The sequence below is a fragment of the Streptomyces sp. NPDC096040 genome, from assembly GCF_040303265.1.
In the GTDB taxonomy this organism is placed as follows: Bacteria; Actinomycetota; Actinomycetes; order Streptomycetales; family Streptomycetaceae; genus Streptomyces.
Map to the genome: position 1 here is coordinate 204,360 of NZ_JBEOTA010000008.1, position 25,756 is coordinate 230,115.

A 25,756-nucleotide genomic window follows, 5' to 3' on the forward strand; every position below is an offset into this window, starting at 1 on the left:
GGGGTTGCTGTCCTTCAGTGGGCGAGGCGTTCGCGCTGGGCGCTTACGGCAGCGAGCAGGATGGCGTTCCAGTAGTCGATCTGGTCGCTGCGCTTCTTCTCCCAGCGAGTGAAGCCAAACAGCTCCTCCAGCATGAGATAGAGCAGGGTCTTGGCGACCGGGGCGTCATTGGAGCTACCGCGCTGACCCATGTTGAAGATGTCGCGGTGGCTCTTGTTGAGCTGGATAACACGGTTCTCGCGGTCGAGGTCGAAGAATCGGTCTTCCGGGAGTGCGACCCAGGCAATAGCGATCGGGTCCTCGCCGGGCTTCTCCGGCAGTTCTTCCCGGATCACGCGCTTGACCTTCGGATCGATGCCCTTGCCAGGCGGGATGACAGCCTTGCGTTTGACTTCGGCGCGGGAGGATCCCTCGCGGTATACAGCCTCTGCGTCTTCGAGATACGCACGGAAGGTACGACCATGAGTGTCCACGGCCTTCTCAATGCCACGAGCGAAGGCCTGAGTTGCGTTGATCCCTTCCTTCTTCACGGTGAGGCTGAAGACTTGATTGGAGTGAGAGGGGAGATCAACTGCGATACGGGCGAGATTGAGATGCCCCTCGGCCGCGCCCCGCTGGCCATTCCAGCCGCCGGCTTGGACGAGACGGTCATTCCGATAGAAGTAGAAGCCTTGGCGCTCAGCGAGCGGGCCGATGAGCTTGTACTCGGCGCGCGGCGACTTGGGGGGCCAGATGTGGGCGGTCAACTCCACATCGCCGACGCCCTCCACGGGCGCAGAGAAGGTGCGGGGATATCCCGCCTTGCCCGGAACCTTGTAGTTGAACGGGTCGAGCGATTCGACCTCGATGCTGTCGAGTAATTCGCGGGTGTGCACGTTCTCCACAGCGATATCGATCCGCACTTCCCTGCGGTCCAGGAAGCGGTGCAGGTAGAGGCCGAGGTGGGTTTCCAGCTTCTGGATTGCCTCTGAGAGGAAGCGGTCGGTCTGGCTCACCTCCACGGTCTCGAAGCTCCTGACCCGGTCCCAGCGCACGACCGTGCCTTGCCACTCGATGATCGCGTCGTAGCGGTCGAGGAGGGACTGGGCATAGTCCGGAGTGACGGTGTCACAGCGGTAGCCGTCCGCGAGGGAGGTAGAGGTCAGCTGGCGTCCGGCGGCGCGGCTGGTCTTGGTCGTACTGACGACGGTGAGGGCATCGGCGTGCGAGAGCGACGCAGCTTTTAGGCCGGTTCCGTACATACCGAGGGCGTGATCGCCGTACTCGCGGCGGCGGCCGACGGTCATGGCGGAGTCCAGGCCCAGGTCGTTCATGCCACGGCCGTTATCGACAATGAGCAGACTGAGTAGCCGGTCATCGTCGCGAAGAAAGTGCACGACGACCTGACTGGCTTCAGCATCAAGGGAGTTGTCGATGAGGTCAGCGACGGCGACCTCGAAGCTGTACCCCTGGTTCCGGAGGGCTTCGGCATAGCCGGAGTCTGGCGGGAGCCGCTTGCTGCCGCTGATGGGAACGTCGTACTGCCAGTCGGCACCCGGCTCGTAGGACATGAATCTCACATAGATAATCTGGGCCGCGCGGAGCTGGGCGGACCTTGTGAGCCCAGGAGGTGGCCAGGAGGATAGAGACAAGTGTGACGATACTTCAGCATCCCTGGTTAGGGCAGATGGTCTTGAATAGTGGGGTATAGGTCACCAATGTTCCTTTTTGGGGCTTAAGGGGCGTTTTGTGCGATTGGGGTGCCTGGGATGTGCTGATTGAGAGCTCACGGGTGCCTCTCGATCGTGCGCAGGCCCACTTTGAGGCAGAAGTTGAAGAACCCGAGGCTCTATCCCCTTGAACGGGTCCGGTCGGTCAACTCTTTGAGGGCGGCGTGCCGGTGCCAGATCGCTCAATTACCCTGCGGCGATGGCCGAGTAGGTCCACACGTCGGCCGGAAGCTCGTGCTTCAGGCGCCAGGTGATCGCCATTGGCTTGCTGCCGGTGTGATCCACAAAAGTGGCTGGACCTAGGAGCATCCAGGGGTGCGACTTGCCGATGTCGGTGTTCTTATAGTGGCGCATAAACAAGAGGACATGGCTGCCGCGCTGCGCGTGGTTCCGATAACGCAGACCTGTGGGGGAGTTTTCAGCGATCGCATTCTGGGACTCCCAGTGGAAGAGTTGGCGGCTCAGGGCGAAGTCCTTGTAGCGGATGGTGGGTGAGAAGTCCTTCTCGTTCTTCTCCAGAGTGATGAGCAGGGCGTCCGTCTGGATGTCCTCGACCCACTGCACTCCCTGGGCGAAGGATCTGGGCATCTGACCACCGAACCGAGCCACGCCGAGTGCGGCAAGGATCTCGGAGCGGTTGTACGCGCTGTGGACCTTCAAGGGGATGTGGCTGTGTGGGCCAGAAAGGGGGATTGGGAAGTGATCGAAGCGATCGATTACGTACGACAGCACCTGGCGAAGCTCGTCTCTGAACACCCGCTGGGAGCGCAGCGATTCGAGGCCCTCCAGGAAGCTGGAGAAGCCACCTGCGTTGTCCCAGAGGTTGAAGAAGAGCATGCGAGCGTACGCCTGGGCGGTTGGTGGTAGCGCTTCGTACATGGGGGTGTCGTCGGCGAGGAGGCGGAGGTAGGCCTGAGCGCGCTCCAAGTCGTCCACGTGAAGGAAGGCGTGAACGCGCTTGAGGAGCGTTGCTTCGCCGGATGGGGCCGGTCCTTCGATGAAGCCAGCCCTTCGAAGGACTGTGGTCCAGGAGTTGTCGCTCTTGTACAGTTCCTTGATCTCTCGCCGACTTTCCCGCAGATAGTCTGCGAGGCGAGGGGTACTGTAGTCCTTGGCTTCTTTCACCAATGTCTTTACGGTAGCCCCGAGTTGGGCGCGGATGTTGTCTAGTACGAGGTCCTTGGACTTGCCCTCCAGAATGATCTGGCAGCCAGAGGGAAGCTGCGGGAAGTCACGCTCGATGTGGTCGACAAGCCGGTTGCGGGACAGGTTCGTCAGTGCACGGAACTGCTCCTCGAAGCGAAACTCCGCTCGGTGCTGACCGATGAAGTCGAGCACGGTGAGGACAGGCTTTGTGTCCGTTCGGCGCAGGCCTCGACCCAACTGCTGAAGGAAGACTGTGGCGCTGTTCGTGGGGCGCAGGAGTAGCAGAGTATCGACGTCGGGAATGTCGAGGCCTTCGTTGAACAGGTCAACAGAGAAGATCACTTGAAGCTTGCCGTCTCGAAGGTCGGCCAGGGCCTGTGCCCTGGCTGCGGCCGGCGATTCGCTGTCCAGCGCTACGGCCTGGAACCCTGCCTTGCGGAAGAAATCGGCCATGAAGTGCGCATGGGCCTTGGTCACGCAAAAGCCAAGGGCCCGCATCGCTCCAGGGTTAAAGACCTTGTCGCGGATCTGCTTGATGACGATGCGGGCGCGGGCGTGGTTGCCGGTGTAGACGTTGTCGAGGGCGCGGTCGGTGTAGGAGCCCTTCTGCCAGCCCAGATTGGTCAGATCTGTGCCATCAGGGATACCGAAGTAGTGGAAAGGGCACAGGAGGTCGTTCTCCAGGGCCTCCCAGAGACGCATCTCGGCCGCGATGCGTCCGTCGAAGAACTCATCCTGCACATTCCTACCGTCCATCCGCTCTGGAGTGGCGGTGAGCCCCAGAAGTTCTTTCGGTCGGAAGTGGTCGATGACTCTGCGGTAGGTGGCCGCCGTAGCGTGGTGGAACTCATCGATGACGATGATGTCGAAGTGCTCTGGTGAGAGTTGCTCCAGTCGGTGAAGGTTCAGCGACTGGACGCTAGCGAAGACATGGTGCCATTCCGTCGGGTCTTCGTTGGCGTAGAGGAACTCGCCGAATGACGCGTCGTCAAGTACCTCACGATAAGTACGCAAGGACTGGCTGAGGATCTCCTTGCGGTGCGCCACGAAGAGCAGCTTCGGATTTCCGTCAGGTAGCTTCCTGCGTAGATTTCGGTAGTCGAGTGCCGCCATGACCGTCTTGCCGGTCCCAGTGGCCGCGACGAGGAGATTGCGGTCCCGACCACGGATCTGGCGCTCAACGCTCAGGCGCTCGAGCATGTCCTGCTGATGCGGGTACGGACGGACCTCAAGGCCTGACAGGCTGATCTTGAGGTCGGTCGTTGGGCCTGTTCCGCTGGCCTGGGCCAGGGCCCGATCGAGGCGGTCGCCGTCCGCGTCTGGGTCGTACGGCTCGAAGGCGATGTCATTCCAGTACGCGTCGAAGGTGGCCTCGAACTTGTTGAGCACTGCTGGAGTGGCCACTGATGACAGGCGTACGTTCCACTCCAGGCCGTCGAGGAGCGCGGCCTTCGAGAGGTTGGAACTACCGACGTATGCCGTGTCGAATCCGCTCTTACGACGGAATAGCCAAGCTTTCGCATGGAGACGGGTCGAGCGGATCTCGTAGTTGACCTTCACTTGGGCACCGAAGTCGCGGACGAGTCGGTCGAGTGCGTGGCGGTCGGTTGCGCCGGTGTAGGTGGTGGTGATGACCCGGATTTGGATGCCACGCTCCTTGGCGGCACGGAGCGAGTCTTCAAGGATGCGCAGGCCGTACCACTTCACGAAGGCGCAGAGCAGGTCAATGCGGTCCGCTGTGGCCAGCTCAGCGCGGAGTTCGCTACCGAGGCTCGGGTCCTCGGGGGAGTTGGTGATGAGTGCGGTCTCGGACAGTGGCGTAAGCGGGCGCACGGCGTAGACGCCGGGGGCTTCCTTCTCGGCGAGGGCCAGGAGCTGGCGGGGGCCATCGGCAATCAGGTCGACAGCATTACTCGTCCCGAGGTCGGCAGAGTTGGATGCGAGCGATTCGATGATCTGGTTGGCCACGGCGACGCGCTTGTCCTGCGGCAACTGGCTGAGTCGCCGTCCTATCGCCCGGCTGATGTGTCGGGCGAGCACATGGGGAGACGATTCCTCGCTGACCTCATCATCGGTGGCCTTCCATCCAGCCGTGCTCAGCTGCTCCATCTGCTCCTGCATTCGCTGGGTGACGAGTTCCTCGTAAACACCCGCGACAGGCTGCGACAGATCCCCCGATTGAGCCACACTGATCCCCATTCCCTCATGCACAGCAATGGCTCTGTTGTAGCAGGTGACGGTGACAGCCCCCATGGGGAACTTTGGTTTCTACGGAGCCGTCATTGGGCCGCCCGCTTCTTCGCCAGTGTCGTGCCTCCGCGCTCCGCCTCAAGGGCGCTCCCGCTGCGCTCCGCGTCCGCGTCGGCTGCGCCGATGGCCCTGCGGGCCACCCTTGACCCGGGCCGCTCCAGCACGGGTGAGAAGCGAGCGGGCGGCCCGGGGAAAGTGGGCGGCTTGCCGGGGTGGGCCCTCAGGGCGCTGCGGTCGCGGCCGGGGTTGGGGCGCGTCGGGTGGGTGGGGGCACGCCGGGTTGGTTCGGCGGCTGGGTGGCCGTGGTGGTGGGTGGCTTACGAGCCGTGGCACGCGTCGTACGGCTGGGTCTCGCCGCACCAGCAGTCCGACGTCCGCTGCGGCGGCCAAGCAACCGCGCGCCCCCGCGCCGCCAGCGTCGTCGCGTACTGAGGGAGCAGGGTCGTGTCCCCCGGGGACGAGCCCTCCGACGCCGCGAAGGCCTCGTACGACGGGACCGTTCCCGTCACGATGCCCAGGTTGGCCGTGCCGGACGTCGACAGCTCGCGGAGCGAGGACTCTATGGTCGCGAGGTGTTCGGGGTGGGACGGGTACTCCGTCGACAGGGTTGGGTACGCCGACAGCAACTCCGTCAGTTCCTCCGCCGGCCAGTGCAGGACCGCCACCGGGAAGGGGCGGGACAGGGCCGCCCTGTAGGTGCCCAGCTCTGCGCGTAGGCGGGAGATCTCCGCCTCCAGTTCGGCCGGGTTGTCCGAGCCCAGGGACCAGACGCGCTTCGGGTCGTGGAGTTCGTTCAGTGGGATGGACGAGGAGTTCACGGTTTCGGCCAGGGCGTCCCAGTCGTCATGGGGGAGACCCAGCATGCGGCGGACCCGATGGCGGCCGAACAGCAGCGGGTGCGTCGCGTAGGGGGGTTCCGCTACGTCCGTGAGGAGGAGCGTTGCCGCCTCCGTGAACGTGTCGTGCGCCGCCTCCAGCTCGTCGTGCGTTTCCAGGGATTCGGCCACGATCACCCAGGGGGCCGGGTCCCGGGGAGACGTCGTGCGGATGCCGTCGATGATCGCGCGCGCCTCTGCCTCGTGGTCGTACTCCCACAGGTTCGACGCCTTGAGGGCACGGACCAGCGGCGCGTTCTCCAGCTTGTCCGGGGTGGAGAGCAGGCGGTCGTAGAGCGCTGTCGCGGCGGGGCGGGCGTCGGAGAGTTCCAGGTGGGCCGCGGCCTGCAACAGCAGTGCTTCCGCGTCCTCGGGGTACAGGCCGGCGGTCCGCTCCAGGCGTGCCGCTTCGGCGGTGTGGTCGACGTTCTCGGCAGGCGTGTCGGGGCGCATGGCCACACGGTACTGCCCGTCGGTGACAAAGGAGAGATAGGGAACGATGGGTAAGACTCGTCTCATGCAGCTTGCCTTTGGGGGTCAGGTCGTCGAGTGGCGTGGGCCCGCGCCTTACTACTTCGTTCCCGTGCCCGAGGACGAGTCCGAGGACATTCGGTCCGTCGCCGCCATGGCCTCCTACGGCTGGGGTGTCATCCCCGTCGAGGCCCGGATAGGGGGCGTTGTCTTCGAGACCTCCCTCTTTCCCAAGGATGGCGGGTATCTGCTGCCGCTCAAGAGTGCCGTGCGCAAGCCGGAGGGGATCTCGGCGGGGGATCACGTGAGGGTGGAGATGACCGTGCGGGTTCAGTGAGCAGGCGGGGGTGCGGCCGTTTCCGTACCCCCACCTGTTCACGGGCGGCAGATGTGCGTCAGATCGTCACGCCGTCGATCTGCAGGGTCTGTACCGCCTTCGCCGGCACCGACACCGCCACCGTCTTCCCTGACACGTACGTGTCCGAGTACGCCTTGTACAGGTCCCCGCCCGTCGTCACCGTGTTCCAGCGCGGGACCAGGCCGCCGGTGCCGCCGGTGACCGTGGTGAAGCCGGAGAGGTTGAAGGTGAAGGTCTGGGCGGAGGTGGCCGTGTTGAGGGCGACTATCACCAGACGCTTGGCCGAGCTGTCGTAGGCCGCCACGGCGTTGCTCACGCCGGTGTCCAGGATCTTCATCCCGGGACGGATGTGTCGGCTGAATTGTGCCATTACGTAGTACTTGGTGGTGATTGCGCCTGCCGCGAGGGTGTTGGCGTCGTACGCGATCATCGCCCAGTTCGTGGACGGGTCCATGACCTGCCAGTAGACCCAGGCCGTGGGGTGCAGCCAGCGGAAGTCGTAGAGGAGGTTGAAGGCGAGGGTGTAGCCGGTGCCGTCGTTGTCGCCGGTCTCGGAGTTCCAGAGGGCCTTGTGGGCCGTCGTCACGACGTCCGTGTAGAGGAGGTCCCGGCGGCCGCCCGAACCCTGGTAGCCGTGGACGTTCACGCGGTCCACGTAGCCCTTGGTGGTGGAGGAGAAGGAGCTCCAGGTGGTGCGGGCCAGGTCGTAGCTCGTCTCGTCCGAGGCCGAGATCTTCGTGCCGGTGAGGCCTCGGGTGTTCAACTCGCTTCTCAGGTAGGGGAGTACGGCCGACTGGACCGCGGCGTCCATGTGGCAGCCCTCCTGGGTGCCGGTCGCGGTCCACCAGGAGGACGAGGGCTCGTTGAAGGCCTCCACCGTCGCGAAGTTCACGCCCCAGTTGTTCTTGGCGTAGAGGGCGACGGCGGCCAGGTGGGAGGCGTGCTGGCGGTAGTTCCAGGACTGGAGGTTGTTGCCGCCGTCGGAGGCGCCGGACGGGTTGTGGTTGTAACACATCCACCACATGGGGGAGTTGGCGAAGAGTTCGGCGGTCGCGCCGCGGTTCACCGCCTTCACCAGCATCGCGCGCTGGGTCGCGTCCGCCGTCCAGTCCCAGGCCGAGGAGGTGGGGTCCTCGTTGTTCCAGTCCTGCCAGTAGCCCTCGATCTGCTTGAAGGAGGGGATGTTGGCGGAGGCGACCATCGATTCGCCGTTCACGCTGTTCCAGCTGGACGCGCCCAGGTTGTAGCGGGCGATGTTCAGGCCGAGGCCGGGGAGTGAAGTGCCGTTGTACGTCGTCGACTTGGTGGTGAAGAAGATGTCGGCGAAGTCGTCGCGGGCGCCGAAGACGTTCGCCCACCAGGCCAGTGAGGTGCCCCAGCCCTCCCAGGTGCCGTACGAGGTGGAAGGGCTGACGGCGATCGTGGCGTCGGCGCGGGCCGTGCCGGTGGCCAGGGCGCTGCCCAGGAGGCCGCCACCCGCGGCGGCCAGGAGTGTTCTGCGTCGGATCATGGCTGTTTCTCAACCTCTCCGTGCGGCTCAAGCACCGGTTCGCCCGGCTTGCCTTGTCCCGGACCGGTGTTGACTCGTCCCCCCGCATGCCAACAGGAAGCATCAGGTGCGGCGTGTGAGGTTGTCGAGGGTTGTGGCAGTGGTTTCTAAAACCCGTGTAGGAAGTGATCGTGAAGAGGGTGGGAGGGGCGGGAATCTCTACGGCTCTGGTGACTTGGCGGCGTTCGTCCTATCGTGCGGCTCCGGCTGGGGGCGGCGGGAGGTGCGTGCGCGGTGCGAGTCGTGGGGCACAGCGACCGGCGGTGGCGGGCCCGGCGCCGACGGGTCCTGTGGAGCGGGGGCGAACTCCTCGTCACCGTGGGCGTGGTGCTCATGCTCCTTGTCGTGCACCAGCTGTGGTGGACGAACCGGGAGGCCAGACGGGGGGCCGAGCGGAAGGTGGAGGCGCTGGAGCGGGAGTGGGGGAGCGGCCCGTCGAACGATTCCGGGGGGTCTGGTGATCGGACGGGGGGCTCCTCCGGTACGACCAGTTCCGCGCCGTCCGCCCGTCCCGGCGCCGGGCGGCAGCAGACGTCGTACACCACCCGGGTCGTCGCCTCCCAGGCCTACGCGATCCTCGTCGTTCCCCGGCTCGGCCTCCGCGTCCCGGTCGCGGAGGGCGTCAGCAAGCCGAAGGTGCTCAACCATGGGTACGTCGGCCACTACCCCGGCACCCAACAGCCCGGCCAGGCCGGGAACTTCGCCCTCGCCGGGCACCGCAACACCCACGGGGAGCCGTTCCGCTACCTGCCCCGCCTCAGACTCAAGGACACGATCGAGGTCGAGACGAAGTCGGCGACGTACACCTACGCCGTGGACCAGATCCTGCCCCAGACCTCGGCGAGGGACTCGGGGGTCATCCGGGCGGTACCGCGGTCGGTCGTGAAGCCGTCGTACGGGTACAGGGAGCCCGGCTACTACATCACCCTCACCACCTGCACGCCCGAGTTCACCTCGCGGTACCGGTTGGTGGTGTGGGGGGAGTTGGTGTCTGTGCGGCCGCGGGCGTAGCGCCACGCATGTGTCGATGAGCGTGAGTGCCGATCTTTGCCGGCCGTTGGGCTCGCCCATACCTTTCGCATAACCGCTCTCCATAGTGTCTTGGGTTGGCATGTGCACCGAGTGAAGTACGGGGGTGGGCGGCATGTCGGACCTGAAGAAGGAAGCCGCGTCAATGCACAAGGCGGCCTCGGGGCTGCGCGGGGTGGGGCAGCACACGGCGAAGCCGTTGCAGCAGTTCGAGGCCCAGTCCCATGACCTGGGCGCGCTGGGAGCGCTGGGCTCGCTGCTGGGGGCCAAGGGTGAGATAGAGCAGGGCATGGCCACGCTGGTCAAGCTGACCAAGCAGCTGGACGAGGAGTGGGAGGCGGAGGCGAAGCTGATCGGCGAGGTCTCCGACGCCTTCGATCTCCTGGACGTGCTGATCGCGGCCGCGGCCCAGGAAAAGAAGGGCTGAACCGGGCGTGGTCGACCTCAACCCCTTCCACTACATCAACAAGTTCAACCACATGTTCGGCGACTCGGTCGCCAGTGGCCTTGAGTTCCTGGGCATCTCGGATCCGGCGGTGGACCCGGACGGGGTGCGGGAGATCGCGAAGAAGTGGCGGAGCCTGGCCTCGGGACTGGACGACGCGGCCACCGCCGCCGAGCGCGCGCTGCGGGGCGTGGAGTGGGAGGGCAAGACCGCCAAGGCGTTCGACAAGCGCTCCAAGGCGGCCCGTAAGCAGGCCACGGAGATGGCGCACGCGCTGCGCGAGGGCGCCAAGGCGCTGGACGACTTCGCGGACAAGGCGCATGAGTTGCTGTCCGAGATCGGCGTGATGCTCGCGGAGATAGTCGAGTTCGAGATCGCGGGCCTCGCGCTGTCGGTGCTGACCGCGGGCGCCTCGGAGGTGGCGTCCACGCTGATGGCCGGAGAGCGGGCGCTGAAGGTGCTGGCACTGGTCGGGCGGATCGAGGAGGAGGGCACCGCCCTCGGGACCGCCGTGCGCGGGATCATGGAGGTCATCCGGGGGGTGGAGCGGGCGCTGAAGGCGCTGAAGGAGATCCGGGCGGTCGCCGAGGTGGCCAAGCTGGCCAAGGAGGGCGCGACGTTCTCCGCGTTCACCACGCTGCTGGAGGATCCGGGCGCGTTCAAGGACCCGGAGAAGCTGGCCGGCATCCTCGCCGAGGGCGCGCTGACGGGCGTCGGGTTCGGGGTGCTGGGCAAGGCGCTCGGCAAGGGACTGAAGGCGCTCAAGCCGGGCGAGCTGAACAAGCTCAGCAAGCTGTTCAACCTGGACTGCGCCGACTTCGAGCGGCTGAAGCTCAACCCGGGCTTCAACAAGCTGCCAGCCTCGGTTCGCAACATGATCAAGACGTTTGTGCGAGACCCGATCGACGTGGCCACCGGTGACATGGCCCTGACCCGCACCGACGTGTCCCTGCCTGGTGTGCTTCCGCTGATCCTGGAGCGTACGCACATATCCTCGTACCGCTTCGGCGGCTGGTTCGGACCGAGTTGGGCCTCCACTCTCGACCAGCGTGTGCAGGCCGACGACGAGGGGTTCGTGTACGCGGCGGCGGACGGCGCCCGCCTGTGCTTCCCTCGGTTGGACCCCGAGACCGGCGACCCGGTCCGGCCGCTGACCCCTGGTTCCCGTCTGACCCTGTCCTGGGACGCTGAGGTGGACGGCGCTGTCCGCGTCACCGACCCGGACAGCGGCCTGATCCACGTCTTCCACTCCCCGGTCGCGGCGGACGGCGAGGAGGCCGTGGATCTGCCGTTGCAGCACATTCAGGACCGCAACGGCAACCGCGTCACCGTCGTCTATGCCCAGGGCGACATCCCCGCTGTGGTCGTTCACTCCGGCGGCTACCACATCGCCCTCGACCGCCACCCGGCTCTCGCCCGCATCACCGGCCTGCGCCTGCTCGACCCCGCACACCCGGACCGCCCCGGCACCACCCTGCTCACCTTCGGCTACGACGAACAAGGCCGCCTGACGGAGGAGACCAACTCCTCGGGCCTGCCGATGCGGTACACCTATGATGCCGAGGGCCGCGTCACCTCTTGGACCGACCGGAACGACACCGCGTACTGGTACGCCTACGACGAACGCGGCCGCGTGAGCGCCACTGGCGGCACCGGCGACGCGCTGGCCTCGACGCTCACCTACGACGCGACCACCCCCACCACCCGCGTGACTGACTCCCTCGGCCACACCCGTGTCTACGAGCACAACGAGGCATTGCGCCTGATCCGGGAGACGGATCCGCTCGGCAATGTGACCGTGCGGGAATGGGGCGATGATCAACAGCTGACGGCTGTCACTGATCCACTCGGCCACACCACCCGCTACGACCACGACGAGAACGGGCGCATTGTCGCCATTACGCGCCCCGATGGTCACAACGCCAGGACCGAGTACAACCAGTTGGGACAGCCGAGCGCAGTGACGGTGCCGGGCGGCGCAGTCTGGCGACAGGAGTACGACGAGCGAGGTAACCGTACTGCTGTGACAGACCCCGCGGGTGCGGTCACACGCTTCGCCTACGACAAGGCCGGGCGTCTGGTCTCCGTCACCGACGCACTCGGGCACACCACGAGCCTTCGCCGCAATGGTGCCGGACTGCTCCTGGAGGTCACGGATTCCCTGGGTGCGGTTACCCGCTATGAGCGGGACGTCTTCGGTCGTCCGGTCTCCATCACCGACGCGGCAGGCGCGACAAGCCGACTGGAATGGACAGTCGAAGGCCGACCGCTCCGTCGTACGAACCCGGACGGTGCCGTCGAGTCGTGGTCGTACGACGGTGAAGGCAACTGCGTCAGCCACACCGATCCAGTCGGGGCTGTCACCTCGTTCGAGTACACGCACTTCGACCTTGTCGCCGCACGCACCGGCCCGGACGGGGTGCGCCACGAGTTCGTTCACGACACGGAGCTACGTCTGGTCCGGGTCATCAATCCGATGGGGCTGAACTGGAGTTACCAGTACGACTCCGCCGGTCGCCTTCTCTCCGAAACCGACTTTGACGGCCGCATCCGGACCTACACCCTCGATGCAGTTGGCCGCGTGAGCAGCCGTACGAACGCCCTCGGCGAGACGGTGCGCTACGAGCGCAACTCTCTCGGACAGATGATCCGTAAAGACGCGGATGGGGAGGTCACGAGTTTTGGCTACGCTCCTTCAGGCCGCCTTGTCAGCGCCGTCGGCCCGGATGCCACGCTCTCGCTGGAACTCGACGAGCGGGGCGTCCGCAGGTCCGAGACTGTTGACGGCCGCACACTCAGTTACGCATACGACGCCCTGGGACGCAGGACCGGGCGCACCACGCCGGGAGGAACGACCAGTGCGTGGAGTTACGACGCGGCGGGCCGCCCGGCCGAACTCACCGCGACAGGGCACTCGATCGGCTTCGACCGAGACGAAGCCGGCCGGGAAATAGCCTGCCGCTTTGGTGAGACGGTCACCATGGCCCACACGTTCGACTCGCAGGGCCGCCTCACCACGCAGAACGTACTCGCAAACGCAGATCTGATTCAGCGCCGTGCCTTCACCTACCGCGCGGATGGCTCACTGATCGGGCTCGATGACCGGCTGAACGGTACCCGGCGCTTCGATCTCGACGCCGCCGGTCGTGTGACTGCTGTACAAGCGGAGAACTGGACCGAGTCCTACGCCTACGACGACGCGGGCAACTTGACCATGGCGAGCTGGCCAGCCCACCACCCCGGACAGGAGGCCACGGGGCAGCGTAGCTACGTCGGCACTCGCATCACCCGCGCCGGAGGCGTCCGCTACGAGTCTGACGCCGCAGGACGTATCGTGCGGCGTCAGAAGACCCGCCTGTCCCGCAAGCCCGACACCTGGCACTACACCTGGGATGCCGAGGACCGTCTGACCTCCGTCATCACTCCCGATGGCACACGCTGGCGCTACCAGTACGACCCGCTGGGCCGCCGCATCGCCAAACAGCGTCTCGCCGCCGATGGTGAGAGCGTCCTTGAGGAAACCTTGTTCACCTGGGACGGGCACACCCTCTGCGAACAGTCCACCAGGGCCACGAATCACCCTCACCGCGTCTTCCTCACCTGGGATCACCAGGGCCGACGCCCCTTGGTCCAGACGGAACGCGTCATCACCGCGGACTCTCCCCAACGCGTCGTCGACCAGCGCTTCTTCGCCATCGTCACCGACCTCGTCGGCACGCCCACCGAACTTGTCGGCGAAGCCGGCGACATCGCCTGGCGCACCCGTGCGACTCTCTGGGGCACCACTACCTGGAACAGGGACGCAACCGCCTACACGCCGCTCCGTTTCCCAGGCCAGTACTACGACCCTGAAACGGGCCTTCACCACAACTACTTCCGTACGTACGACCCGGAAACCGCCCGTTATCTCACGCCCGACCCGCTCGGTCTGCGTCCCGCCCCCAACCCGGTCGCCTACGTGCACAACCCGCACACATGGATCGACCCTCTTGGCCTCGCCCCTGGATGCGGTGAACCCGTCGGGCGCACTCTGGCGGAGGCAAAGGCGCAGGCATTGAGAGACGCCGGCATTCCGGAGGGCGCCGAGCCTCTCGAAGTCAACAACCATGTCCCTGCCACGACGCCCGAATGGCAGGGCTCGAAACAACTGATAGGAGACGACTACCAGCCCATCTTCTACACGGAAGAGGTCTACGAGCATCCCAACGGAGAGGACCTTATAGTCTTCCAGGATCACTGGTTCGGACACCAGAAGCCCGGTGAACCCGGTTACCAGGGGCCGCACGTTCACGTGAGACCGTTCGAGGACACCCGAAACGGCCAGGTCCCCGGCTGTGAGGAGCACTACTACTATGACCGTTGAAGGATTTCTCGTGAATCCGGAAGTCCTCCAGTCGCTCTACGGAGGTATCCCGATCATGGGCGATGTCAGGATTCGTTCGGTCAACCTGAACTGGCGCGGGCCCACGGTGACGTTGCGTGTCGACCTGCCGTCGTTTCCGGACTCCGCACCTCAGGAGTGGATCGATGCGGGTGTGGACACGGTGCAGTGTCAGTTCCAGTTTCTGGCTGTGGAGAACATGTCCCTGACCGAATGGGATCCGCCGGTCGTCGGCGCCATCGACTTGGCGCCGTGGGGCGGGAAGCGGCGCATGCGAGTGACCGCCGACGGTAGCGGGGTGACCCTTCGATTCGACTGCAACGAGTCCGTGCGGGTCGGTCATGTGAGCGCGTTCAAAATCCAGCAGGACGGATCGGACGACGGGCGGCATCTGTTCGTGAGCAAGATCGATGCCCGGCGTCATACATCCCTCCCCCCAAGCGATGAGAAGACGTTTTATGAACGCTGACTGGACGCGGACCCTCGCGGCCTCAGATTATCTGGGGGAACTGTACGACGGTGTTCCGCCTTCCCCGGACATGTGCGAACTGTGCTACGTGCATATCGATGAACGAGGAAACTCGGCAACTCTCGGTTTCGTTACGAGGAACCTTCCCGTGCACCCGCCGGCGGAGTGGGAGAACAACGGGTTCAACGCCTTCGAGTTCTACCTGGTTTTCACCGGGGTTGACGACCTTCGGGTCACGGGGTGGGGGGCTTCAGAAGCGCGGCAGGTTGATCTGTCCGTCCGTGACGGTGGGTTCTTCGAGGTGGTCTTGGGGACGGAGGAATCCGGGATCACATTCCGGGCTCCCATGGCCCGTCTGGCCAGAACACGTGCATACCTCGCCTCAGACAGCCCCTGACGGCAGGACGCCGCGTGAGGTGGGTCGGTCGAACACGGGTCTTCGGTCGTTCGCCGACGATCTCGATGGCTTCCTGCTCGACAAGGCAGTGGGTCGCGGCTGTCGGAATCTTCGGGGAGGACCACGGCGACACCTGGCTGACGGTTCTGCGGCGGCTGCATCGCCTGTCGTGCCGCGCCCTTCACGCCCACTCCCGAGCCGCTCGCCAGGTGGCGTCGAGCCGTCGGCCCGCGGCGGTCCTCACGCCCGCTCCCGCAGCACCACCACGCTCAGCGCCCCCAGTGCCGCCACCCCCGCCGACACCACCATCGCCACGTCCGCGCCGTGGGTCAGGCCGGCGCCGGACGACGTGGCCAGGGCGATGGTCAGGGCCACGCCCGCGCAGGAGCCGATGTAGCGGAACGTCTGCTGGGCGCCCGAGCCCATCGCCGCCCGGGCGGGCGGGACCGACTCCACCGCAAGGAGCGGGAGCGCGGCGTTCAGGAGGCCGCTGCCCACCCCGCCGAGGGCCAGGCCCGGCAGCAGTCTCGGCCACGAGCCCGCGTCCAGCGCGCCCAGCATCGCCAGTGCGCCGCCCGCGTGCAGCAGGAAGCCGACGGCCAGTTGCCAACGTGGTGACACCCGGCCCGCCAGGCGCTTCGCCTGGAGCGCCACCGTGAAGGACAGGCCGGACCAGAGCAGGATCAACCACGCCGTGTCCATCGCGGACATCCCCAGCGTCCGCTGGAGCAGCGCCGGCAGATAGCTGAACAGGCCTATCACCGTCAGACCCGTGAACAGGCCGCCGGCGGAGGAGGCCAGGAAGCGGGGGCTGCGGAGGAGGGACAGGTCGATCATCGGGGTCGACGAGAAGCGGCGCTCGATGAGAGTGAAGACCGCCAGCAGGACCACCGTCGCCGCCAGCAGCAGGCCCACCGGTGCCCGCAGCCAGCCGTCCCGGCCCAGGGTCAGGGCCGCCACCAGCGCCACCAGGGCCAGGCCGAAGGTCAAGGCTCCGGCCACGTCCGGGCGGCCGCCTCGCGGTGAGCGGGACTCGGTCAGTGCTCGGAAGGACAGTCCCCCCACCACCAGCGCGGCCGCGCCCAGCACGGCGTAGGCGACCCGCCAGTTGGGCATCGCCCCGGCGACCAGCGGGCCGAGCGCGATGCCGCCGCTCACGAACGCGCCCCACACTCCCGTCGCGTGCAGCCGGCCGCGCGGGCTGGGGAACGCGGCCACCAGCAGGCCCAGGCTGCTCGCCAGGATCGCCGCGCTCGCCGCGCCCTGCGCCACCCGGGCGAGGGTGAACGCCCAGGTGGTGGTCGTGAGGCCGCCGAGGGCGGTGGTCAGGCCGAGGGCGAGGGTGCCGGCGACGAAGATACGGCGGCGGCCGTAGTCGTCGGCCAGGCTGCCCGCCACCAGGAGGAGGGCGGCGAGGCCGAGCGGGGTGCCGTTCAGCAGCCAGGCCTGTGCGGACAGGGGGGTGTGCAGGGCGGCGGCCGTGTCCGGGAGCGTGACCATCGGAGCGGTGTATGTCATCAGGGCCACGGCGGTCGCGGCGCTGGTGAGGGCCAGGGTGGGACGGCCGCTCCGGGCCTGGGCGTCGGCGGAGGTGCCGGCGGGAGTGCCTGCGGGGTCGAGGTCCGGAGCGGGTGCGGGGCTCGCACGCTTGATGGTTCTTTCATTGAACCTACTCATGGGAGTACCGTAACACCGTTGGTTCGTTCATTGAACCCACGGTAGGGAAACTGACTAAGGTGGTCCCCATGGCACTGGGCAAGGAGTACGCGACGCAGGAGTGCTCGATCGCCAGCGCGCTGGAGGTCGTCGGCGAGCGCTGGACGCTGCTCGTCGTCCGCGACGCGCTCTACGGCATCCGGCGCTACAACGACTTCCTCGTCCATCTCGGCATCCCGCGCGCCGTCCTGTCGGCCCGCCTGAAGACGCTCACCGAGCAGGGGATCCTGGAGAAGCGCCGGTACCAGGAGTCGCCGCCGCGGGACGAGTACGTCATCACCGAGCGCGGCACGGAGCTCTGGCCCGTCCTGCGCTCCCTCGCCGTCTGGGGGCGCGAGCACCTCATGGACCGTCGGCTGCGCTACTTCCGGCACGTGGAGTGCGGGACCGAACTCGGTTCGTACGGCGAATGTCCCGCCTGCGGAACCGCCGTGCCCGTCGCGGACGTTCTCATCACACCGGGGCCGGGACTCGACCCCGACCCGGCGGACCCGGTCAGCAGGGCGCTCCTCAAGCCCAAGAGGCTCCTGGAGCCGCTGGAGACGGATCACGTGTGAGCGGCTGCCTACGGTCCAGTACATGAACAGGCTCTTGCCCGCTGCACGTTCATCTTGGAGGATCGACCAGTCCTCCGATGGCTGCACCCATCGGTCGGGCGACTGCTGTCGAGGGAGATGGTGACGACCATGAAGCTGCTGCGAGTCGGTACGGCGGGGGCGGAGCGGCCCGCGCTGCTCGACGCCGAGGGTGTCCTGCGGGACCTGACGGGGATCGTCGACGACATCGACGGGGCGCTGCTCGCCGACGCCGCGGCGCTCGGGCGGGTCCGGGCCGCCGCCGAGGCGGGGGAGCTGCCCGCGCTCGACGCGACCGGGCTGCGGATCGGGCCGCCGCTGGGGCGGATCGGGAAGGTCGTGTGCATCGGGCTCAACTACCACGACCACGCCCGCGAGACGGGGGCCGAGCCGCCGGCCGAGCCGGTCGTCTTCTTCAAGGCCGCGGACACGGTCGTGGGGCCGAACGACACCGTGCTGGTGCCGCGCGGGTCGGTGAAGACCGACTGGGAGGTGGAGCTGGCGGTGGTCATCGGGCGTACGGCCCGTTATGTGGCCGACGACGAGGACCCGCTGGCCTACGTCGCCGGGTACGCGGTCGCGCACGACGTGTCCGAGCGGGAGTTCCAGATCGAGCGGGGCGGCACCTGGGACAAAGGGAAGAACTGCGAGACGTTCAACCCGCTCGGGCCGTGGCTGGTGACGGCCGACGAGGTCGGCGACCCGCAGGACCTGTCGCTGAAGCTCTGGGTGAACGGCGAGCTGAAGCAGGACGGGACCACGGCCGAGCAGATCTTCTCGGTGGCCGAAGTGGTGCGGTACGTCAGCCAGTTCATGGTGCTGTACCCGGGTGATGTCATCAACACCGGGACTCCGGCGGGAGTTGCGCTGGGAGCGCCCGAGCCGAAGCCGTTCCTGCGGGCCGGGGATGTGGTGGAGCTGGAGATCGGTGGGCTCGGTCGGCAGCGGCAGGAGTTCAAAGACGCCTGAAAGCTCACCCTCGCCCGATACAGGGGTGGCCGGTTCACACAAGGAGAGTCCAGCGCCGGTGAACCGGCACAGCCGGCGGCGTCGAGGCCGTCCAAGGCGCTGTTCACCTCGCCGCTGTCCGCCTCGTCTATGCGGGCCGTCGAGGGCGCACGGCGGTGGACCACCGGCCATGTCCCGTTCATGAACGTGCGCCACGGACCGCTCTCGGGCGGCGTGGCCCACTGAGGACAGGTCCGCGGCGGCATGCGGTCGCCGACGACGTCCCGGCCATGCGGTGTTCCTCGTCTGCAAAGAGGCGTCGCCCCGCCCCGGCATGGCTGAACGCACTCGCGCCGGCCGCCCGACGCTGCCGAAGCGCGCCCCTGTCGGCCTCCTCGCCTCGGTTGACCAGCCGGTCCGGAGTCGGCGGAGGGCCGCTCGTGGGCGGTCTCGGATGTGAAGGCCGTGCGTAGATGTGTATAGGCCATGTAATCGCGCGCTGTCCTGTCGATGTTTCTGTTCGCTATGAGAGCGTTTTCATCGTCGTCGGGATGTGGGCGGTCAAGTGGAATCCGGCATGCGTCGGAGCGCTCGCACGAGGATGGCCTTTACTTTTCCGACACAGGCAATTAACAGCCGCGCTCTCACAGATGTGTAGATCCCGTGTATAACTTCGTACTGTCTGAATTCGAGCGACGGGCACCAAGGGGGGCGTCTCGTCGCTCGACGTAGTACTGACAGGGGGTTTGGGGGGCATCGGCGGCGCCGTCTCGCGGCGTCGCATCACCGGCCGCACGCCTGGGGAGGCGTGTCGATGCCGAAACGTTTCGGTGAATTCACCGTCAATCGCGCTCGCCGCGCGGCCGGCGCTGTTCTTCACCGTATTTCGCGCGGGATGGTGTTTTCCCTTCCCTGTCGCCGAATCTCTGCATTCCGCTTCCGTGTTCGGCGTGCCCGCAGGCACCCGAATCCGAACAGGAGAGTGATTCAAATGGCCAGGATCTTCATCGTCGGTTCCGGAGTCGTCGGAACAGCCACTGGCAAGGGGTTTCTCCACGCCGGCCACCAGGTGACCTTCATCGACGTGGCGCCGCAGCGCCTGGACTACCTGCGCTCCCAGGGGCTGGACGCGCGTGCCGAACTCGACCTCAGCGCCGAGCCGGACGCGTTCGTCTTCCTCACGCTGCCCACGCCCAACGTCGGCCACCGCTACGACCTGTCCGCGTTCGAGGCGGGCACCGCCTCCGTGGGCGACGCGCTGGCCGACGCCGCGGGTACGCACATCGTCGTGGTCCGCTCCACGGTCCCGCCGGGTACGGCCGAGGGCCTTGTGCAGCCGCTGCTGGAGAAGCACTCGGGGAAAACCGCCGGCGAGGGCTTCTCGCTCGCCAGTAACCCGGAGTTCCTCCGCGCGGCCACCGCGGTCGAGGACTTCCGCCACCCGTGGATGACCGTCATCGCCTCGCGCAGCATACGCACCCGGGAGCGACTGGCCGAGTTGCTGGCGCCCTTCGGCGGTGAGACACGCGTCTTCTCGAACCCCGCCGAGGCCGAGTTCGTCAAGTGCGCCCACAACATCTACAACGCCACGAAGATCAGCTTCTGGAACGAGATGTGGCTGGTGGGTCAGCACCTCGGTCTGGACCTCGACCCGATCGCCCAGACCGTGGCCCGCTCGGCGGAGGCCTCGTACAACCCGTACTACGGCATCCGGGGCGGCGCCCCGTACGGCGGTGTCTGCCTGCCGAAGGACACCCAGGGGTTCCTCGGCCTCGCCGCGTCGATCGGCGTCGACATGCCGCTGCTCAAAGCGGTCGTCACCGTGAACGACAAGCTCGCCGAGGTGGCCGAACTGGAGACCGAGGCCCTGACCGCCTAGGCCCGGCGGCCGGCGCAGCCCGACACGGTTCCGCGCCGGCCCACCCCGTCGGCCGGCCGGTCCGGGCCGGATCCCGGCCGCCGGGCATCTCTCTCCGCTGCCGCGCCGCACGGCCGGCGCGACGGCGGAGGCTGTCAGACACCTGTGGACCCAACGAGAACAGGCCCATGAGCGGACTCTTCGACACCACCCTGCTGGACTTCCGGTACTACCTCGTCTACCTGCCGTTGGGCATACTCGGCCTGGTCCGCTGGGCCTGCTGGCTCGTGCGGCGGGCACCCGCGGCTCTCTACCAGCCCGTGAAGAACGACCACTTCCTCCCGCTCGGCATCGTCGTGCCGGTGTACCAGGAGGATCCGGAGATCTTCGCCCACGCGATCGAGTCGTGGCTGGCGAACGAGGTGGCCGAGGTCGTCCTGGTCATCGACGTCACCGACAAGGCCTGTCAGGACATCGCGGCGCGCTATCCCGTGACCGTCGTCGTCACCGACGTGCCCGGCAAACGCGACGCCCTGCGCAAGGGGTGGGAGGCATGCTCCGCCGACCTGGTGGCGCTGGTCGACTCGGACACCATCTGGGCGGACAACGTCGCCCGGGAAGTCTGCAAGCCCTTCGCCGACCCCAGGATCGGCGGGGTGGGGACCCGGCAGAACGTGTACAACCCCAAGGGGTTCCTGCAGCGGGTCAACGACATGTACCTGGACTACCGGTACTTCGACGAGAACGCGGCGCAGACCGTCATGGGCCGCGCCGTCTCGTGCCTGTCCGGACGCACCGCCGTCTACCGGCGCGAACTGCTGCTGGAGATATCCGACGACTTCATGGCGGAGACGTTCTTGGGCGTCCCCTGCATGTCGGGCGACGACAAGCGGCTGACCACTCTGATTCTGGAGCGCGGCCACCTCACCTACATGCAGCGCTCCGCCCGCGTCTGGTCGACCTTCCCCGGCACGCTGCGGATCTTCCTCAAGCAGCGGCTCCGCTGGGCCCGCAACACCTGGCGCTCCGACCTGAGGGCGCTGTCACGCCGCTGGGTCTGGCGGCACCCCTTCCTCGCCTACACCATGATCGACAAGGGGGTCAGCAGCTTCACCCTGCTGTTCTCGCCCTTCTTCATGACCTGGGCGATCATCCGGCACGACTGGTTCTTCGTCGCCTGCCTGGCCGGCTGGTGGTGGGTGAGCCGGTCGATGAAGATCCTGCCGCACCTGGTGCGCAAGCCCTCGTCGTTCTTCCTGGTGCCCGGCTTCGTCCTGATCTCGTTCATGATGGCGGTCGTCAAGCTCTGCGCGCTCGCCACCATTCGCAAGCAGCGCTGGCTGACCAGGCAGGTCTCGGTGGAGAACGGCGTCGTCGTCAGGACCGCCCAGCCCGCCGGAGCGGAGGCCACGGCATGAGACACGCCACCCGCGTCGCACGCGCCGCCCTCGCCGCGGCCGCCCTGCTGGCCGCCGTCGCGCCTGCCGCCCACGCCGCAGGCGGCACCGGGGGCGACCCGGACGTCGCCGCCTGGCAGCGCAGCGGACGCCCGGACCGGCTCATGGTGATCAGGCCCGGCACCGTCGCCCTGGTCAGTCACGGCTCCGTGGTGAAACGCCTGTACCCGCAGTACGGACCGCTCCCGCTGAGCTGGCTGGCCGCCAACGCGGGCGGGGAGTGGATCGGTTACGCACCGGTGAAGGCGGGCCGGTCCAAGACCGTGCGGATCAACACGGCCGTGCTGCTCGCTCCCGGCACCACCCTGCAGATGGGCCGCCGCACGCCCACCGTGCTGATGACCGCCGGGAAGACCGCCGCGTCCGGCACCTGGATCCGCGGCAGCCGGGCCACCCTCGACATCGACGGTGTCACCCTGGCCTCCGCGGCCGCGGACGGGCCCGCCCCGGCCCCCGCGGACCTGGCCGGACGCCCGTACCTCGCCATGGGTGCGGGGGGTCGCATGACGATCGACGACGCGGAAGTGACCGGCCTCGGCCGCGGCGCCGACGCCCCGGCCCGGGAGTCCGGGGTCACCTGGGGGCGGGCCGCCACCGGATCCGCCACCGGTTCCACGTTCCAGGGCGACCGCACCGGCCTGCGACTGACCGGGTCGACCGGCGTGCAACTCGACAAGGTCACCGTCAAGGGTGCCGTCCAGGACGGCGTCGTACTGGACGGCGACCGGGGCACCACCGTGCGCGGGCTGACCGTCGAGGGCAGCGGCGGCAACGGTGTGACGGTCGGCGGCACCGACCGCCGCAGTCTGTCCGGCGTCACCACCAGTGACAGCCACGGTACCGGTATCAAAGCCACCGGCCAGCACGGCCTGACGCTCACGGCAACCGCATCGCACCACGACGCCGGCGGCGGTGTCCGGCTGATCTCCTGCGTCTCCTGCGCCCTCGACAAAACCGTGGTGGACGGCGCGTCCTCCGCGATCAGCGTCTCCGGCCAGGGCGCCCGCGTGACCGTACGCGATGCCCGGCTCACCGGCGGCGCGGACGGCGCCGGGGTGGCGCTCGCCGCGGACATCGCCGGTGCCACCGTCACCGGTGGCACGATCAGCGGCTTCGACCGGGGCATAGCGATCGGCGGGCCCGACGTCCGGGTGGACGGCACCACCGTCAGCGGCGCCGGCACCGGCGTCAAGATCTACGGGCACGCGAGCGGTGCCGCGTTGAACTCCGTCGTCGTCCACGGCGGCCGGGCCGGAGTCACCGCCTCCGACGCCACCAGAGGCGTCGTCCTGACCGGCGTCCGGATCAGCGGCGTTTCCCGCAAGGGCCTGGCCTCGGCGTCCACGGGGTTGACGGTCAGCGGGGGGTCGGTCAGCGGCGCCCTCACGGCCGTCGACCTCGGCGCCTCCGCCCGGCTGGAGAAGCTGACCGTCAGCGATGCCCGGCGCGGAATGCACCTGGCCACCGGCGTGCACGCCGCCGCCGAGGGCCTGGACATTCTCGCCGAGCGCAAGGGAATCGAGGCGGACGCGGGTGCGTGGATCAGCATCACGGACTCGCGGGTGAGGGCCCCCACCGCCCTGTCCGGGAAGGGCACGATCAAGCGGCTCGGGCACACGGAGGTGACCCTGCCGCCGTTCCCCTGGCTCGGGTTCGCGGCGCTGGTCGCCCTCACCCTCGCCGTTCTGTTCCAGACCATCCACCAGGTCCGCCACCGCAGGACACCGCGGCCCCGGGTTGCGGCCCACGTGCGCAACACCGCGTGACCCGGGGGCGGCCCGCCCCGGGGGCGGGGAGGCACGGGTCGCCGGGCCACCCGCCCGCCCCCGAACCGCCGAAGCTCCTGCCGCGCCCGCCGACGCAGACCCGCCCGGCCCCGCCCGGCTCTTCCTCGGCGGGCAGCTGAGGTACCGGCCCGCTCCCGGCCGGCAATCGCACCACCCAATCGGATACGGCGCGCACCACCGGACGGCCGGAGGACTCCCCGGAACGGGCCCCGCCCCCGCCCGTCCTCATCGCAAACAGCGCCTCCGCGGTTCAGTGCCGAACGGCGGAGGACATGTCAGGAGTCTCGTATGAACGACCAACCACTCAGACCGGGCGCGACCGCCCCGGCCGACCCGCCTCGCACGGGCCTCTCGCCCGCCCCTCTCTCCCGGTCGGCCAGGAGCGTCGCCCCCGCGGGCCGCTCCGCCCGCCGCCTCGGCGTCGCCCTCACCGTCCTCGGACTGCTGACCGGCCCGGTGGTGCTGTTCTCGGCACCGGCCGAGGCCGTCTCGTGCTCGGGTCAGGTCCGCTATGCCGGCAGCACCAACACCCTCTACCTGACCTCCGGCACCGCGAGCCTGTCCGACATCCACGCCCTGTGCCCGGCCGCCCCCCTGACGGAGACGGACCCCGGCACCAGCACCTGGGAACTGAGCGCCGACCTGGTCGTCCAGAACGGCGCCACCCTCGAACTGCACGGCACATCGGCCGGCGGCGACGTCGACACCCTGCGGCTGCGCAGCCTGTCCGACAACGTCGCCACCCACGTCAGCGCCATCACCGCGCAGTACGGTGACATCGACATCGACACCGTCCACATCACCTCGTGGGACGACGCCACCGGCGCCCCGGACACGGACCCGTACCTGCCCGCGAACGCCCCGTCCGGTTCCCGGGCGCGCGCTTTCATCAGGGCCATCTCCTACCTGGACACCGACGGCACGCCACGCGAGTCGCGGATGGACGTCAAGGACAGCGACATCGGCTACCTCGGCTCCCACGACGCCGAGAGCTACGGCGTGTCGTACAAGGGCCGCGGCTGCGACTCCACCCACCTCGACGTGTGCGCGGCGCTGAACGTCTACGGCTCGGAGACGGGCAGCCGGTTCCACAACAACTTCATGGGCACGTACACGTTCGACGCGTACGGCATGACCTTCACCGGCAACGAGTACGACCACAACGTCATGTACGGGCTCGACCCGCACGACGACTCCGACTACCTGACAATCACGCACAATCATTCGCACGACAACGGCGACCACGGGATCATCTGCTCGCAGCGGTGCGACCACCTGGAGATCGCGTACAACGAGGTCGACCACAACGGCATTCCGCCGTACGTTCCGGTCGGTGACGACGACCCGTCGGACAACCAGGTCCACGGCATCATGATCCACCGCGGGGTCACCGACAGCGTCATCGAGCACAACTACGTCCACGACCAGCCCAACGGCGCCGGCATCGCGGTCTTCGACAGCAGCGGCGACACCATCCGCGACAACACGGTCACCGGCGCGGAGTACGGGCTGCGCTACAGCGTCGGCTCCACGGGCATCACCACGACGGCCAACACGGTGACGAACAGCAGCCAGTACGCGCTCTTCACCTACCAGGGCTCGGACATCCCCGCCTACACCAACAGCTCCGGCCGTCCGAGCGACCTCGTCTTCACGGGCAACACCTTCGACACGGCGGGCAGTAACGCGGTGAAGCTGAACCAGACCGACGGGACGGTCTTCTCCGGCAACACCTTCAGCGGCACGTTCTCCTCCGGTGTGCTCACGCAGTGGAGCACGGGGACCGTGTTCTCCGGCAACACCGTCCCCACCTCGCTGACGTACTCGGTGAAGGGCGACTCGACCACACCGGGCAGCATCACGTTCAAGGACATCAAGCAGGCCACGAAGGTGGCGGTGGACTCCGTGAGTTCGGCGTCGTTCACCGGCTCGACCGGCACCGTCTACAAGGCGAGCGGCTACCCGGCCGTCACCACCGCGCTCGGCTCCGCCGGAGCCGGCAGCACGGCGACACTGACCGCGGCGACGGTCGGCACCTCCCAGGTGACCGTCACCCCGCAGTCCGTCGCGGTGATCCCCGCGAGCGGCACCGCCACGGGCCGCGTGCCCACCGGCGCGGGGGCGTACGAGGTGCTGGTCGCACCCGGCACCGCCGGCACCGACCTCGCCTTCACCGCCGTCGGGCTGACGCCGGGCGCCAGGTACGCGCTGACCGTGGGCGCCACCACACTCGCGAGCGGCACGGCCGCCGCCGACGGCACCCTCACCCTGCACACGGTGCCGAGCACGGCACAGGAGGTGGACTACCGGTTCGTCAGCGCGAGTTAGCGGGCCTT

The 25,756-nt window shown here is 67.7% G+C and carries 17 protein-coding genes; 12 read left to right on the forward strand and 5 right to left on the reverse strand.

The window, feature by feature from the left end; all coding sequences use genetic code 11:
- Nucleotides 1–14: 14 nt before the first annotated feature.
- The 3 genes from ABTY98_RS13075 to ABTY98_RS13085 form a co-directional block, all read right to left on the reverse strand.
- The gene (locus tag ABTY98_RS13075) at nt 15–1,550 is read right to left on the reverse strand and encodes an ATP-binding protein (protein ID WP_352220955.1); all 1,536 of its coding nucleotides are present in this window, start codon (nt 1,548–1,550) and stop codon (nt 15–17) included.
- Between the two features lie 345 nt (nt 1,551–1,895).
- Complete coding sequence (locus tag ABTY98_RS13080; RefSeq protein ID WP_352221055.1) at nt 1,896–5,054, reverse strand: DEAD/DEAH box helicase; 3,159 nt, start codon at nt 5,052–5,054, stop codon at nt 1,896–1,898.
- Nucleotides 5,055–5,422: 368 nt separating this feature from the next.
- On the reverse strand, nt 5,423–6,433 hold the full coding sequence (locus ABTY98_RS13085; RefSeq protein ID WP_352220956.1) for a hypothetical protein: 1,011 nt from the start codon (nt 6,431–6,433) through the stop codon (nt 5,423–5,425).
- A 64-nt stretch (nt 6,434–6,497) separates the two neighbouring features.
- Here ABTY98_RS13085 and ABTY98_RS13090 point away from each other — a divergent pair, with 64 nt between their 5' ends.
- Nucleotides 6,498–6,788, forward strand: a complete 291-nt coding sequence (locus tag ABTY98_RS13090; protein ID WP_352220957.1) for a DUF1905 domain-containing protein — start codon at nt 6,498–6,500, stop codon at nt 6,786–6,788.
- Between the two features lie 58 nt (nt 6,789–6,846).
- Here the strand turns inward: ABTY98_RS13090 and ABTY98_RS13095 are convergent, their stop codons facing one another.
- Nucleotides 6,847–8,319, reverse strand: coding sequence for a glycoside hydrolase (locus tag ABTY98_RS13095; protein WP_352220958.1), 1,473 nt, complete (start codon nt 8,317–8,319; stop codon nt 6,847–6,849).
- A gap of 282 nt (nt 8,320–8,601) precedes the next feature.
- On the opposite strand from ABTY98_RS13095, the gene ABTY98_RS13100 reads away from it, so the two are divergent.
- From ABTY98_RS13100 to ABTY98_RS13120, 5 genes are all read left to right on the forward strand, one after another.
- Nucleotides 8,602–9,369, forward strand: a complete 768-nt coding sequence (locus tag ABTY98_RS13100) for a class E sortase (RefSeq protein ID WP_352220959.1) — start codon at nt 8,602–8,604, stop codon at nt 9,367–9,369.
- A gap of 133 nt (nt 9,370–9,502) precedes the next feature.
- A complete protein-coding gene (locus tag ABTY98_RS13105) occupies nt 9,503–9,814 on the forward strand; it encodes a hypothetical protein (protein WP_352220960.1) in 312 nt (103 codons plus the stop codon).
- 7 nt (nt 9,815–9,821) lie between these two features.
- Nucleotides 9,822–14,195, forward strand: coding sequence for a DUF6531 domain-containing protein (locus tag ABTY98_RS13110; protein WP_352220961.1), 4,374 nt, complete (start codon nt 9,822–9,824; stop codon nt 14,193–14,195).
- Nucleotides 14,185–14,682, forward strand: a complete 498-nt coding sequence (locus tag ABTY98_RS13115; protein ID WP_352220962.1) for an Imm50 family immunity protein — start codon at nt 14,185–14,187, stop codon at nt 14,680–14,682. The genes ABTY98_RS13110 and ABTY98_RS13115 overlap by 11 nt, the downstream gene beginning before the upstream one ends.
- Entirely contained in the window at nt 14,672–15,079 is a 408-nt protein-coding gene (locus ABTY98_RS13120) for an Imm50 family immunity protein (protein WP_352220963.1), read from the forward strand. The genes ABTY98_RS13115 and ABTY98_RS13120 overlap by 11 nt, the downstream gene beginning before the upstream one ends.
- A gap of 240 nt (nt 15,080–15,319) precedes the next feature.
- Here the strand turns inward: ABTY98_RS13120 and ABTY98_RS13125 are convergent, their stop codons facing one another.
- Complete coding sequence (locus tag ABTY98_RS13125; RefSeq protein ID WP_352220964.1) at nt 15,320–16,756, reverse strand: MFS transporter; 1,437 nt, start codon at nt 16,754–16,756, stop codon at nt 15,320–15,322.
- A gap of 68 nt (nt 16,757–16,824) precedes the next feature.
- Between ABTY98_RS13125 and ABTY98_RS13130 the strand changes: the two genes are divergently transcribed.
- The 6 genes from ABTY98_RS13130 (at nt 16,825) to ABTY98_RS13155 (ending at nt 25,748) form a co-directional block, all read left to right on the forward strand.
- The gene (locus tag ABTY98_RS13130; protein ID WP_502994211.1) at nt 16,825–17,352 is read left to right on the forward strand and encodes a winged helix-turn-helix transcriptional regulator; all 528 of its coding nucleotides are present in this window, start codon (nt 16,825–16,827) and stop codon (nt 17,350–17,352) included.
- A gap of 129 nt (nt 17,353–17,481) precedes the next feature.
- Complete coding sequence (locus ABTY98_RS13135) at nt 17,482–18,339, forward strand: fumarylacetoacetate hydrolase family protein (protein WP_352220966.1); 858 nt, start codon at nt 17,482–17,484, stop codon at nt 18,337–18,339.
- A gap of 970 nt (nt 18,340–19,309) precedes the next feature.
- Nucleotides 19,310–20,197: a 2-dehydropantoate 2-reductase N-terminal domain-containing protein gene (locus ABTY98_RS13140; RefSeq protein ID WP_352220967.1), complete on the forward strand. Its 888-nt coding sequence runs from the start codon at nt 19,310–19,312 to the stop codon at nt 20,195–20,197.
- A gap of 167 nt (nt 20,198–20,364) precedes the next feature.
- Complete coding sequence (locus ABTY98_RS13145; RefSeq protein WP_294011491.1) at nt 20,365–21,594, forward strand: glycosyltransferase; 1,230 nt, start codon at nt 20,365–20,367, stop codon at nt 21,592–21,594.
- Complete coding sequence (locus ABTY98_RS13150; protein ID WP_352220968.1) at nt 21,591–23,399, forward strand: right-handed parallel beta-helix repeat-containing protein; 1,809 nt, start codon at nt 21,591–21,593, stop codon at nt 23,397–23,399. The genes ABTY98_RS13145 and ABTY98_RS13150 overlap by 4 nt, the downstream gene beginning before the upstream one ends.
- Before the next feature lie 309 nt (nt 23,400–23,708).
- A complete protein-coding gene (locus tag ABTY98_RS13155) occupies nt 23,709–25,748 on the forward strand; it encodes a right-handed parallel beta-helix repeat-containing protein (protein WP_352220969.1) in 2,040 nt (679 codons plus the stop codon).
- The last annotated feature ends 8 nt before the right edge of the window (nt 25,749–25,756 follow it).

Coding starts and splice junctions, on each gene's coding strand:
- ABTY98_RS13075 (WP_352220955.1), bottom strand. CDS start 1,550: ATGTCCTACGAGCCGGGTGCCGACTGGCAGTACGACGTTCCCATCAGC.
- ABTY98_RS13080 (WP_352221055.1), bottom strand. CDS start 5,054: ATGGGGATCAGTGTGGCTCAATCGGGGGATCTGTCGCAGCCTGTCGCG.
- ABTY98_RS13085 (WP_352220956.1), bottom strand. CDS start 6,433: ATGCGCCCCGACACGCCTGCCGAGAACGTCGACCACACCGCCGAAGCG.
- ABTY98_RS13090 (WP_352220957.1), top strand. CDS start 6,498: ATGCAGCTTGCCTTTGGGGGTCAGGTCGTCGAGTGGCGTGGGCCCGCG.
- ABTY98_RS13095 (WP_352220958.1), bottom strand. CDS start 8,319: ATGATCCGACGCAGAACACTCCTGGCCGCCGCGGGTGGCGGCCTCCTG.
- ABTY98_RS13105 (WP_352220960.1), top strand. CDS start 9,503: ATGTCGGACCTGAAGAAGGAAGCCGCGTCAATGCACAAGGCGGCCTCG.
- ABTY98_RS13115 (WP_352220962.1), top strand. CDS start 14,185: ATGACCGTTGAAGGATTTCTCGTGAATCCGGAAGTCCTCCAGTCGCTC.
- ABTY98_RS13120 (WP_352220963.1), top strand. CDS start 14,672: ATGAACGCTGACTGGACGCGGACCCTCGCGGCCTCAGATTATCTGGGG.
- ABTY98_RS13125 (WP_352220964.1), bottom strand. CDS start 16,756: ATGAGTAGGTTCAATGAAAGAACCATCAAGCGTGCGAGCCCCGCACCC.
- ABTY98_RS13130 (WP_502994211.1), top strand. CDS start 16,825: ATGGCACTGGGCAAGGAGTACGCGACGCAGGAGTGCTCGATCGCCAGC.
- ABTY98_RS13135 (WP_352220966.1), top strand. CDS start 17,482: ATGAAGCTGCTGCGAGTCGGTACGGCGGGGGCGGAGCGGCCCGCGCTG.
- ABTY98_RS13140 (WP_352220967.1), top strand. CDS start 19,310: ATGGCCAGGATCTTCATCGTCGGTTCCGGAGTCGTCGGAACAGCCACT.
- ABTY98_RS13145 (WP_294011491.1), top strand. CDS start 20,365: ATGAGCGGACTCTTCGACACCACCCTGCTGGACTTCCGGTACTACCTC.
- ABTY98_RS13150 (WP_352220968.1), top strand. CDS start 21,591: ATGAGACACGCCACCCGCGTCGCACGCGCCGCCCTCGCCGCGGCCGCC.
- ABTY98_RS13155 (WP_352220969.1), top strand. CDS start 23,709: ATGAACGACCAACCACTCAGACCGGGCGCGACCGCCCCGGCCGACCCG.